This is a genomic window from Streptomyces sp. NPDC048275 (assembly GCF_040652275.1).
Taxonomy (GTDB): domain Bacteria; phylum Actinomycetota; class Actinomycetes; order Streptomycetales; family Streptomycetaceae; genus Streptomyces.
On the sequence record NZ_JBEZLR010000059.1, the window covers coordinates 1 to 11,411 of the forward strand.

Consider the following 11,411-nt stretch of genomic DNA (forward strand, 5'->3'; position numbering starts at 1 on the left):
AGGAGGGAGTGATGGCGGAGCCATCGCGACCGACGACAACGCGGCAGATGTGCGTGCCGGACCCCGCGACGCCGCCCTCCCATTGCCGGTCGGTCTTACGCACCTTCATGGAGCAGACGTGTGTACTTCGCATGACCAGGCGGCGGAGGCCGAGCAGGCCGACGCCGGCAGACGCAGCTTCCTTCGGGCCACGGCGCTGATAGGCGCGGCGGCCACGGCGGCCACCCTGCCGACGGCCACCGCGCAGGCCGCGCCCGCCTCGGCTGCGGTGACGGGTGCGCGGTGGCGGCCCGACCCCGACAGCCGCCGGTTCACGCTCGCCGTGATGCCCGACACGCAGTACCTCTTCGACGGGCCGAGCATCAACCCGGCGCCGATCGAGGCCTCCCTGCGCTACCTCCTGGAGCACGGGAAGGACGAGAACATCGTCTTCCTCTCGCACCTGGGCGACATCACCGAGAACGGCACGCAGGCCGAATTCGCGGCGGCGGGCGAGGCGTTCGAGCTCCTCGACCGGCGCGGCGTGGGCTACAGCGTGCTGGCGGGCAACCACGACATCAGGTCGTCCACGACCGACCAGCGAGGTTCGACCCCGTACCTGGACGCCTTCGGGCCGCAGCGCTTCCAGGGCAGGCGCACCTTCGGCGGCGCCTCCCCGGACGGCTACAACACCTTCCACGTGTTCACGGCGGCGGGTCGGGAATGGCTCGTCCTCGCGCTGGACTGGCGGCTTTCGGCACAGGGGTACGCGTGGGCGAAGGACGTCATCGCCCAGCACCCGAAGACTCCCGTCATCCTCACGACGCACGAGCTGGTCGTCGACGACGACACCCTCTCCTCGTACGGGCAGCAGCTCTGGGACGGTCTGATCCGCGAACACGACCAGATCTTCCTGACCCTGAACGGTCATTACTGGCCCGCCGCCCGCGCCACCCGCGAGAACGTGGCCGGGAACGACGTCCACCTCCACTTGACGAACTATCAGAACCGTTACTACGGCGGCGCGGCGATGATCCGCCTCTACCGCTTCGACCTCGACCGCAACACCATCGACGTCGAGACCGTCTCGCCGTGGATCCTGGGCCGGGCGGCCGAGGGGCTCAACGAGCTGGAGCGGCAGGAGATCGAACTCAGCGGCGACGCCGACCGGTTCTCGGTCGCCGTCGACTTCGAAGAGCGCTTCTCGGGCTTCGCCCCCGTGCCCCCGCGCCCGTCGCGACCCGCGTCGGACATGCTGGTGCGCGGCACGGTCGCCTACTGGCGTTTCGACGGACACGAGGACGGCACGGCGGTCGACGGCACGATCCGTGACCTGTCGGGGCGGGGCAACGACCTGACCGTGGTCAAGGTCTCCGACGGCGCCCTCACCTGGTCGTCGGCCCACCACCCGGACCAGCCGGGCCACGGCAGCCTCGTCTTCCAGGGCGGCAAGCCTCCGCTGAAGGGCGCGTATCTGCGGACGATCGACGGCGCTCCCCTCAACTCGGCGACGTTCAAGCGCGGTTACACCATCGAGGCCTTCTACCAGCTTCCCGCCGACTGGAACCCTTCGCGCGACGCCTGGGCCTCGCTCATCAGCCGCACCGGTACGGGCGGCGGCGCGGGCAAGACCGAAGGCGACCCGGACGAGCCGCTCGCCACGCTCTCCCTCTCCGAGGGGCCCGGCCCGCAGTGGGCCGCCCGGCCGCTCGACCAGCAGGGCATCGTCACCAACTGGGGCGACGAGACGGCACGGGAGGCGTGGTGGCACGTCGCCGTCGTCAACGACGGCTCGCACACCACGATGTACGTCCAAGGCTGCCCGGTCGCCCGCAATCCGCACGCCTCCGCCGTCGGCCTCACCTCACTGGGGCTGCCCTGGCTGCTCGGCGGCTACGAGTACGCGGGGAAGATCGACCAGATTCTGCACGGCCGGCTCGGAGACGTTCGGATCGCCGAACGGGCTCTGCCCGTCTCCCGGTTCATGAACCACTGAGCCGCGGTCCCTTCCCCACTCCCCGCCTTCTTGCCTTCTGACTCCCCGAGGGAGAAGTCCCGCATGTCCGAGCAGCACCTGCCCGCCTGGGCCGACCCGTCCGTCTCCCCCGCCCGCCTCGATCCACAGGGCGTCTCCAGACGTCATCTCCTGCGCAGCGCCGGCCTGTTCGGCGCCGCCTTCGCGGCCGGTTCGCTGACCACCCCCGCGGCCGCCAAGGGCCGGGGTCTCGGCGGCAACGACCCGCGTCTCGCCTATCTCGTCGGCGACCACCACATCCACACCGTGTACAGCCACGACGCGAAGTACACGTTCTCCCAACTGGCCGCCGCCGGCGCCGAGTACGGCCTCGACTGGATGGTGTTCACCGAGCACTCCAACTTCGGGCACGCCGCGTACGGCGCCCCGCTGGAGCACGCCGAGATACTCAAGGCGCGTGCCGACAACCCGCGCCAGCTGATCTTCCAGGGCCTGGAGTGGTACATCCCCGCCGCCGAGCACGCCACCGTCTTCGCCGCGCCCGGACCGCACGAGGTGGACCTGCTCACCCGGTTCGAGAGCGCCTACGACGGCAAGCTGCTCGCCTACACCGAAGGCGCCGCCGGCAACGCCGACACGGCCCGCAACGAGGCACACGCGGTCAAGGCCATCCAGTGGCTGGCCGAACAACGCCGCACCGGCTACGTCGACGACGTGCTGGTCCTCGCCAACCACCCCATGCGCCTGGGCATCGACTCCCCGCACGAGATGCGGGGCTGGCGTGACGCGGCCCCCGAGATCATGATCGGCATGGAGGGCGCGCCGGGCGCACAGGGCGCGGCCATCCCCGGCTGGCGCGGCTCGACGTCCATGCGCGGCGAGTACGAGAACAAGCCGTCGGCCCAGTCCTGGTCCGGTTACCCGGCGGACGCCTACCTCACGTACGGCGGCTTCGACTGGGCGACCGCGACCGTCGGGGGCCTGTGGGACGCGATGCTCGCCGAGGGCAGGATGTTCTCGGTCACGACCAACTCGGACGCCCACCGGATCGTGTTCGACACGTGGAAGAACGGCGACTGGGCACCCGGGCAGAACTTCGACAGCACCGGCAGGCTGCCGGACCCGGTCGACACCGACACCCCGCAGCCCGGCAGCGACTTCTGGCCCGGCCAGTTCAGCCGCACCCACGTCGGCGTGACCCGCTACGGCTACCGCGCCGTGATGGCCGGTCTGCGTGCGGGGCGTGTCTGGCTGGACCACGGGCATCTGCTCGACGGCCTCGACGTCCGGCTGAAGCGGGATCGCGACCACGGCGCGGGCGTCACCCTGGGCGGCCGGCTGCGCGCCCGCAAGGGCGACCGGCTCACCCTGTCGGTCACCGTGACGACCGCCTCGCGCCCCAACCCCCAGGGGATCCTGCCCGAGTTGGCCCATGTCGACGTGATCCGCGGCGCGGTGCGCGGCCCGGTGGCCGACCGCGACGACTGGCGGGCGCCCGACACCAAGGTCGTTCGCGCGCTGGACGTGACCGGCCGGAAGGGCACGTACACCCTGCGCATCCCGCTGATCGCCGGCGACGAGTCCTTCTACGTCCGGCTGCGCGGCAGCGACGGCAACCGCCATGGCGCGGGCTACCTCGGCGCCTCGATCGACCCCCACGGCCCGATCCCGCACGTCCCCGGAGACGGTGACCCGTGGGTCGACACGTGGTTCTATGCCAACCCGGTATTCGTCGATGTGGAAGGCGCTTGATGGGACGTCAGTTTCCTGCGCCGGCCGACCGCCCCACGAGCGTCCACTCGTGCCGTCAGACGTAGAAGCGGGACAGGCTCTGGAGGACGGCGGCGGGCTTGTTGCCGCCGTCGATCTCTATCGTCCCGTCGACGGCGATCTGCACCCCGCCCGGCACGTCCTCGACCGAGGCGAGCTTCGCGACCAGCCGGATGCGTGAGCCGACCTTCACCGGGGAGGGGAAACGCACCTTGTTCAGACCGTAGTTGACCTTCGTGGACACGCCCTCGACCTCCAGCAGCTCGGTGAAGAGCGGGATGAAGAGGGAGAGGGTGAGATAGCCGTGCGCGATGGGCGCGCCAAAGGGGCCCGCCGCGGCCTTCTCCGGGTCGACGTGGATCCACTGGTGGTCGCCGGTCGCGTCGGCGAAGGTGTCGATCCGCTCCTGGGTGACCTCGATCCACTCGCTGCTGCCGAGGTCGCCGCCAGCGAGCTTCTTCAGCTCGTCGAGGCCGTTCACGGTGATGCTCATATGGTGTTCCCTGTCGATGAGTTGGTGCCGAAGCGGGTGCGGACACGGGCCTTGAGGAGCTTCCCGGAGGCGGTGCGCGGGAGTTCGTCCGCGACGACCACCGACTTCGGGATCTTGTACTTGGCAAGGCGTCCGGCCAGGGACGCCAGGACCTCTTCGGGATCGAGGTCGGCGCCCTCGCGGGCGACCACGACCGCGCGCGGCACCTCGCCCCACTTGTCGTCGGCGACGCCGATGACCGCACACTCGACGATGTCGGGGTGGGCGAGGAGCAGGTCCTCGATCTCGGCGGGATAGATGTTCTCGCCGCCCGAGATAATCATGTCCTTGATGCGGTCGACGATGAAGACATAGCCGTCCTCGTCGACCTTGGCCGCGTCCCCGCTGCGGAACCAGCCGTCGGCGAACACGGCGGCCGTCTCCTCGGGCAGCCCCCAGTACCCGGGCATGACGTGCGGCCCGCGCACGACCACCTCGCCCGTCTCCCCGACCTCGGCCGGCGTGAAGTCGGGCCGCACGACCCGTACGTCGCTGAAGAAGTGCGGCACGCCCGCCGACCCCGCCTTGGCGACCGCGTGTTCCGCGTCCAGGAAGAGAGTGCCGGGCGCGGCCTCGGTCATGCCGTAGCCCTGGAGAAAGGTGAGGCCGCGCTCCTGGTAGGCGGCTATCAGCGGGGACGGCACGGGGGAACCGCCGCAGGTGAGGATGCGCAGCGAGGAGAGGTCGGCGTCGGCCCAGCGAGGATGGCGGGCCACCTGGTCGAACATGGTCGGCACACCGAACATGAAGGTGATCCGGTGCCGTTCGATCAGGTCGAGGGTGGCCGCCGGGTCGAAGGACTCGACCAGGACACAGGTGCCGCCCTTGAGCAGGACCGGCAGGGTGAGCATGTTCAGCCCGGCCGTGTGGAACAACGGGGCGCAGACCAGGGCGCGTTCGTCGGCGATCAGGTCGGTGTCGACGAGGACGTTGATCGCGTTCCAGGTCAGATTGCCGTGCGTGAGCATCGCACCCTTGGGGCGGCCCGTCGTGCCCGAGGTGTACATGATGATGCAGGTGTCGTCGGCACTGACGGGCTGGTCGATCGGTTCGTCGACGGCTTGGTCGATCAACTCCTCGTACTGGGCGCCGACTTCGACGTACGTCCGGACGTCGACGGTGCCCGGCAGCCCCGCGACGAGCCCGGCCGGCGACGGGGCGTACACGAGGGCCTTGGCGCCGGAGTCGCTGAGCTGGTGGGCGATCTCCGGTCCGGCGAGACGGGGGTTGAGCGGCACGAACACCGCGCCCAGCGTGCCCGCCGCGAAGAGGGTTTCGAGGTAAGAGGGGTGGTTGGGGCCGAGATAGGCGATGCGGTCGCCGCGGCGCAGCCCCAGAGCGCGCAGGGCGTGTGCGAGGCGGGTGGTGCGCAGATACAGCTCGGCGTAGGTGACGCCGGTGCCGCCGTGGATCAGGGCGGTGCGGTGCGGGGTCTTGCGGGCCCGGCGTGCGGGCCATGACCCCAGTCCCTCATTGCGCATGTCCGGCCCCTTACGGTGTCAGCCCGAGCAGACGGGCGGCGTTGTCCTTGAGGATCTTCGGCTTGACCTCCTCCTTGATGGACAGCTTCTCGAAGTCGGCGAGCCAGCGGTCCGGAGTGAGGACGGGATAGTCGGAGCCGAACAGCACCTTGTCCTTGAGCAGCGTGTTGGCGTAGTGCACGAGCTGCGGCGGGAAGTACTTGGGCGACCAGCCGGACAGATCGATGTGCACGCCCGGCTTGTGCGTGGCGACGGCCAGTGCCTCGTCCTGCCAGGGGAACGACGGATGCGCCAGGATGATCTTCAGATGCGGAAAGTCGGCGGCGACGTCGTCGACGTGCAGGGGGTTCGAGTACTTCAGGCGGATGCCCCCGCCGCCCGGAACCCCGGCCCCGATGCCGGTCTGGCCGGTGTGGAACAGCGCGATCGTGCCGCTCTCCTCGATCACCTCGTACAGGTCGTACGCCACCGACCTGTCGTTGGGGAAGAAGCCCTGGATGCTGGGATGGAACTTGAATCCCTTCACCCCGTACTCCTCGACGAGCCGCCGGGCCTGCTTGACGCCCGCCTTGCCGCGGAAGGGGTCGATGGAGGCGAAGGGGATCAGCACGTCCGGGTTGGCCGCGGCGGCCTCGGCGACCTCCTCGTTCGGGACGGGCTCGGTGCCGGTGGCGGACTCGGCGTCCACCGTGAAGATCACCGCGGCCATCTTCCGCGCGCGGTAGTAGGCGGCCGTCTCCTCCAGGGTGGGCTTCCGCTTGCCCTCCACCTTGAAGTAGGCGCTGGAGGCGTCGTGCAGGTCCTCGTCGAGCGAGGAGTGGCCCTTCGACGACACTTCCGCGTGGGTGTGGACGTCGATCGCGACGAGTTCGTTCACGTCCATGACGAGTTCGCTGGGGTCCATCACGCCTCCGGAAGCTTCGGCGCGGGGATGCCGACGGTCTGCGGTTCGGCGCCGACCGAGGTGGCCCAGGCGTCGGCGAGGGTGTCGGGGGTCCAGCCTCCGTCCGCGTACGCCGCCCTGATCTCCTGCGGATGGGACCAGAGTGCCACCTTGTCGCCGCCGATGCCGATGGCCTGGCCGGTGATCCCGCGGGCGGCGTCGGAGGCGAGGAAGGGGACGAGGGCGGCGCAGTCCTCGGGGGTGCCGAAGCCCTCGCCCTTGCGGAGGAAGTCGGGCAGCGGCTCACCCCGCTTCATGGCCTGGACGTAGGGCGCGAAGGCGGGGATGGTCTCGGTCATCGCGGTGGCCGCGACCGGCACGATCGCGTTGACGGTGATGCCCGCGCGGCCCAGTTCCATCGACCAGGTACGGGCCATGGCGGCGATGCCCGCCTTCGCGGCGGAGTAGTTCGTCTGGCCGAAGTTTCCGCGCTGTCCGGCCGGCGAGCCGACCAGGATCAGGCTGCCGCCTTCGCCCTGCTCGCGCATACGGACAGCGGCGGCGCGGGCGCAGGTGAAGGTGCCCTTGAGGTGGGTGGTGATCACCGCGTCGAAGTCGTCGTCGGTCATCTTCCACAGGACCTTGTCGCGCAGGATGCCCGCGTTGGTGACCAGGATGTCGAGCCGTCCGAACTCCTCGACCGCGCGGGCGACCAAGCGCTCGGCCGCCTCGGACGTACCGACCGCGACCACCTCGGCCACGGCCTTGCCGCCCGCCTCGGTGATGGACTTCACGGCCTGCCCGGCCACGGCCTCGTCGACGTCGTTGACGACCACGCAGGCGCCGACGGCCGCGAGGGCGTGTGCGTAGGCCAGGCCGAGGCCACGGCCACTGCCGGTGACGACGGCAACCTTGCCGGTGAGATCGATGCTGGGCACGAGGGGTCCCTTCACATGGGGGTGCGGCTGCTGAAGGTGCTATGGCTGGAGGTGCGGCCACGAGATCGAAGCTAAGAGCAATAATTGTTGACGTCAATAGTTGTTGCCGTCGGATCCGTGCGTCATGCTGTGCTGAGTACGGCGTCATGCTGTGCGGAGTACGCACGAACCGCCCCGCCCGGGGCCCGGCCCAGGGAGCCCGTCATCGCAGGCCAGCAACACGCCACCCGTCCGGCCACCACGCCCGCCCCGATCGACGCCGAGGAGCCGTGGATGCGCGGACTGCACGCGGACAGCGGCTATCTGCTGTACCGACTGGGGCTGCGTTCAGGGCAGTTGTTCAACACGTTCCTGCAGGAGTCGGGGCTCCGGCTGCGCCACTACGCGGTGCTGCGCTTCCTGGCCACCTCCGAGGGCGTACTCCAGCGGGAGCTGAGCGCGCGGCTCGGCTACGACCCGAGCGCGATCGTCGGGCTCGTCGACGACCTGGAGAAGCTCCGTTTCGCCGAGCGCCGCCCCTCCCCCGACGACCGCCGCAGCCGGATCGTCGTACTCACCGAGCACGGCCGGGCCTTCCTGCGGGACACCGACGAGGCGGGCCTGCGCGTCACGAACGACCTGCTCCGGCCCCTCGACCCCGCCGAGCGGGCCACCCTGCACGCCCTGCTGAAACGGGTCGCGGAAGCCGAACTCGAGTCATGACCGCGGTGTCCGCACCCGGCCGTCTCCTCGCCGTGCTCGCCGCCTTCGACCACCAGCACCCGGCGCTGTGCCTGACGGACATCAGCCGCCGCGCCGGACTCACCCTGACCACCGCGCACCGGCTCGTCGGCGCCCTCACCGAGTGGGGCGCGCTGGAGCGGGACGGGGACGGCGTCTACCACGTGGGCCTGCGCCTCTGGGAGGTCGCCGCGCTCGCGCCCCGCGGACTGGCCCTGCGGCAGATCGCGCTGCCGTATCTGGAGGACCTGTACGAAGCCACGCACGAGAACGTGCAGTTGGCGGTCCGCGACGGCTCCGAGGTCGTCTACATCGAGTGGATCTCGGGGCGTTCGGCGGTCGGCGTGCACATCCGCATCGGCGCGCGCTGGCCGCTGCACGCCACCGGGGTCGGCCTCGCGCTGCTGGCGCACGGGGACCTCGAGTCCCAGGAGCAGTACTGCGAGAGCCCGTTGACTTCCTTCACTCCGTACACGATCACCGATCCCGCGCGGTTGCGCCGGGCACTGGCCGAAGTGCGACGCACCGGCGTGGCGGTGAGCAGCCGTCAGGTCACGGACGACGCTCTGTCGGTGGCCGCTGCGGTGCGCGGGGCGGGCGGTTCGGTGGCCGCCGCCGTGTCGGTCGTCGTGCCGCAGGCCGACGCTCAAGTACCGGCGTTGATACCCGCGGTGCGGCTCGCGGCGCGCGGCATCTCACGAGCGCTGGGGTGGCAGCCGGAGCCGCGTTGACCGCGGTGGGGCGTCAGCGCAGCGTCGTCCGGGCCGTGTACGTCACGGTGTCGTCCGCGTGGCGTGCGGTGCCCCGGCAGACGAGCGTGGCGGCGTCCCTGTCCTGTCCTGTCCTCGGGTGACCGTCCAGCGGGCCGTGTGGCCCTCGCCCGCACCGAGGCGGTCGGCGGTGACCGCGTTCAGCGCGCGCACGCGCCAGCCGTTCGGCGCGTAGGGGGCGAGCCACGACCTCGCCGCCGCCCGGCCCGCCCAAGACCATGCACAGGTGACATCGGAATGATCACGAACGGGGTCGCGATATCCCTCTCACCGGTGAGGCCCGGGCGGTACGGCCGTCGCGATACTGGAACGGCCCTTGCCCCGAGGAGCCGCCCATGCCCCCCGTCCCGCCCCCGCCGCCGCCCGTACCGACCCCGCCGCCGCCCATGGCCGTCCAGTCCCGGATCGCGTCCGTCCTCGCGCGGCTGCGCACGACGAATCCGTACGTCGTCGACACGGCGCTCGCCGCGCTGGTGCTGTTCGCCACCTCGCTGCAGTGGATCTTCCCCGACGAGGGCGACGACCCGCTGACCTGGCAGGGCTTCCTGCTGGGGGCCGGCACGGCAATCCCGCTGGTGTGGCGGCGCCGGGCGCCGTTCCTGACCGCGTGCCTCGTGTCGGTGGCCACGCCCGCGATGGCCCTCCACCACGCGCCGCCGCCGGAGGTGATGTACGGCGGTCTGGTCGTCCTCTACACCCTGGCCGCCGCGTCTCCGCCCTTGCAGCGGCGCTTCATGCTGGTCGGCTGGCTGATCGGCGTCTCCTTCACCATGCAGCTCAAGGACGAACCGCTGCCCTTCGAGTACGCCTTCCAACTGCTGAGCGTCGTCTGCGCGTACGGGTTCGGGATGCTCGCCCGCATCCAGCGCGCCTACACCGCGGAGCTGGAGGACCGGGCCAGGCGGCTGGAGCGGGAGCACGCCGCGGAGACCGCGCGGGCGGCGGACCGCGAACGGGCCCGGATCGCCCGGGACATGCACGACATCCTTGGTCACGCGGTGAGCCTGATGGTGGTACAGGCCGAGGCCGGACCGGTGGTGGTACGCAGCGACCCGGCGCGCGCGGAGGCCGCGTTCGACGCGATCGCGGGGGCCGGACGGGATGCGATGACGCAGCTGCGGCGTCTGCTCGGAGTGCTCAAGGAGGAGCAGAGGGACGGCACTTCGCGGCGGCTGCCGCAGCCGGGCGTCGCCGCGCTGCCCTCGCTGGTCCGGCAGGTCCATGAATCCACCGGACTGCGCGTCGAGTTGGCGACGGCGGGAGAGCCGCGCCCACTGCACCCGGACACCGAGGTCGCCGCCTACCGCGTGGTCCAGGAGGCCCTCACCAACACGGTCAAGCACGCGTACGCTACCTCCGCGACCGTCGAACTCGACTGGACGGAGGCCGAATTGACGCTCACGGTGACGGACGACGGCGGCGGCCCGGCAAACACGCGCGAGGGGCACGGACTCATCGGCATCCGGGAGCGGGCCACCGCCTGCGGAGGCAGCGCGCGGACCGGGCCCGGTCCCGGAGGTGGCTTCCAAGTCGTCGTACGCCTGCCCGTCGCCGCCGACCGGCAGGCGGCCCTGGGGTGAGTATCCGCGTGGTCGTCGCCGACGACCAGGAACTGGTCCGCAGCGGCTTCAGCATGATCCTGGAGGCGCAGCAGGACATCGAGGTCGTCGCCGAGGCCGGGGACGGCGCCGAGGCGGTGGCCGCGGTGCACCGGCACGCGCCCGACATACTGCTGCTCGACATCCGGATGCCGGTCATGGACGGTCTGGAGGCGGCCCGGCAGGTGTGCGCGCAGTCCAGCTGCAAGGTCGTCATGCTGACCACGTTCGACCTCGACGAGTACGTGTACGACGCGCTGTACGCGGGCGCCAGCGGCTTCCTCCTCAAGGACGTACGCCGTGACGACCTCGTGCACGCCGTGCGGGTGGTCGCGGCCGGCGACTCGCTGCTCGCGCCGACGGTGACACGGCGGCTGGTCGCCGACATCGTGCGCCGCCGCCGCGAGGAGGCGGCGACCCAGGTCACGCCCCGACGGCTGGATGCTCACCGCGCGCGAGGAGGAGACCCTCGGACTGCTCGCCCGCGGGCTGTCCAACGCCGAGATCGCCACGACCCTCTTCGTGAGCGAGCACACCGTCAAGACCCATGTCAGCAATGTGCTCAGCAAGCTGGGCCTCAGGGACCGGGTGCAGGCGGTGATCTGCGCGTACGAGACGGGGCTGGTGACGCCCGGCTCCCTCTAGCGAGTGAGACGCGGCCGGGTGTCCCCCGTACGACGGACGCCCGGAAACCACTCCTCCCGGCGATCCGGTGGCACCCCCGCCGGTACGAGCCTGAGTGGTGATGTCAACCGACGACTCGCC

At 70.8% G+C, this 11,411-nt stretch carries 9 protein-coding genes and 1 pseudogene; 6 read left to right on the forward strand and 4 right to left on the reverse strand.

Features of this window, described 5'->3' with window-relative positions:
- Positions 1–118 precede the first annotated feature (118 nt).
- Together AB0D57_RS29365 and AB0D57_RS29370 are read left to right on the forward strand one after the other, a co-directional pair.
- Complete coding sequence (locus tag AB0D57_RS29365; protein WP_362079429.1) at positions 119–1,975, forward strand: LamG-like jellyroll fold domain-containing protein; 1,857 nt, start codon at positions 119–121, stop codon at positions 1,973–1,975.
- Between the two features lie 63 nt (positions 1,976–2,038).
- A complete protein-coding gene (locus AB0D57_RS29370) occupies positions 2,039–3,706 on the forward strand; it encodes a PHP domain-containing protein (protein ID WP_362079432.1) in 1,668 nt (555 codons plus the stop codon).
- Positions 3,707–3,761: 55 nt separating this feature from the next.
- Here AB0D57_RS29370 and AB0D57_RS29375 read toward each other — a convergent pair whose 3' ends face one another.
- From AB0D57_RS29375 to AB0D57_RS29390, 4 genes are read right to left on the reverse strand one after another with little or no spacing between them, the layout of a single operon-like run.
- Positions 3,762–4,217: a MaoC family dehydratase gene (locus tag AB0D57_RS29375; RefSeq protein ID WP_362079435.1), complete on the reverse strand. Its 456-nt coding sequence runs from the start codon at positions 4,215–4,217 to the stop codon at positions 3,762–3,764.
- Entirely contained in the window at positions 4,214–5,737 is a 1,524-nt protein-coding gene (menE, locus tag AB0D57_RS29380) for an o-succinylbenzoate--CoA ligase (RefSeq protein ID WP_362079438.1), read from the reverse strand. Before menE ends, AB0D57_RS29375 begins: the two co-directional genes overlap by 4 nt.
- Positions 5,738–5,747: 10 nt before the next feature.
- Positions 5,748–6,620, reverse strand: coding sequence for an amidohydrolase family protein (locus AB0D57_RS29385; RefSeq protein ID WP_362079554.1), 873 nt, complete (start codon positions 6,618–6,620; stop codon positions 5,748–5,750).
- 20 nt (positions 6,621–6,640) lie between these two features.
- Positions 6,641–7,558, reverse strand: a complete 918-nt coding sequence (locus tag AB0D57_RS29390; RefSeq protein WP_362079441.1) for an SDR family oxidoreductase — start codon at positions 7,556–7,558, stop codon at positions 6,641–6,643.
- A 273-nt stretch (positions 7,559–7,831) separates the two neighbouring features.
- Here AB0D57_RS29390 and AB0D57_RS29395 point away from each other — a divergent pair, with 273 nt between their 5' ends.
- The 4 genes and pseudogenes from AB0D57_RS29395 (at position 7,832) to AB0D57_RS29410 (ending at position 11,291) form a co-directional block, all read left to right on the forward strand.
- Positions 7,832–8,260 carry a MarR family transcriptional regulator gene (locus AB0D57_RS29395; protein ID WP_362079444.1) on the forward strand — a complete coding sequence of 143 codons (429 nt, stop codon included), beginning with the start codon at positions 7,832–7,834 and terminating at the stop codon, positions 8,258–8,260.
- Complete coding sequence (locus tag AB0D57_RS29400; RefSeq protein WP_362079447.1) at positions 8,257–9,009, forward strand: IclR family transcriptional regulator; 753 nt, start codon at positions 8,257–8,259, stop codon at positions 9,007–9,009. The genes AB0D57_RS29395 and AB0D57_RS29400 overlap by 4 nt, the downstream gene beginning before the upstream one ends.
- 425 nt (positions 9,010–9,434) lie before the next feature.
- Positions 9,435–10,628, forward strand: a complete 1,194-nt coding sequence (locus AB0D57_RS29405) for a sensor histidine kinase (RefSeq protein ID WP_362079557.1) — start codon at positions 9,435–9,437, stop codon at positions 10,626–10,628.
- A pseudogene (locus AB0D57_RS29410) lies at positions 10,625–11,291 on the forward strand (response regulator transcription factor). The gene AB0D57_RS29405 and the pseudogene AB0D57_RS29410 overlap by 4 nt, the downstream one beginning before the upstream one ends.
- The last annotated feature ends 120 nt before the right edge of the window (positions 11,292–11,411 follow it).

Coding starts and splice junctions, on each gene's coding strand:
- AB0D57_RS29370 (WP_362079432.1), top strand. CDS start 2,039: ATGTCCGAGCAGCACCTGCCCGCCTGGGCCGACCCGTCCGTCTCCCCC.
- AB0D57_RS29375 (WP_362079435.1), bottom strand. CDS start 4,217: ATGAGCATCACCGTGAACGGCCTCGACGAGCTGAAGAAGCTCGCTGGC.
- menE (WP_362079438.1), bottom strand. CDS start 5,737: ATGCGCAATGAGGGACTGGGGTCATGGCCCGCACGCCGGGCCCGCAAG.
- AB0D57_RS29385 (WP_362079554.1), bottom strand. CDS start 6,620: ATGGACGTGAACGAACTCGTCGCGATCGACGTCCACACCCACGCGGAA.
- AB0D57_RS29395 (WP_362079444.1), top strand. CDS start 7,832: ATGCGCGGACTGCACGCGGACAGCGGCTATCTGCTGTACCGACTGGGG.
- AB0D57_RS29400 (WP_362079447.1), top strand. CDS start 8,257: ATGACCGCGGTGTCCGCACCCGGCCGTCTCCTCGCCGTGCTCGCCGCC.
- AB0D57_RS29405 (WP_362079557.1), top strand. CDS start 9,435: ATGGCCGTCCAGTCCCGGATCGCGTCCGTCCTCGCGCGGCTGCGCACG.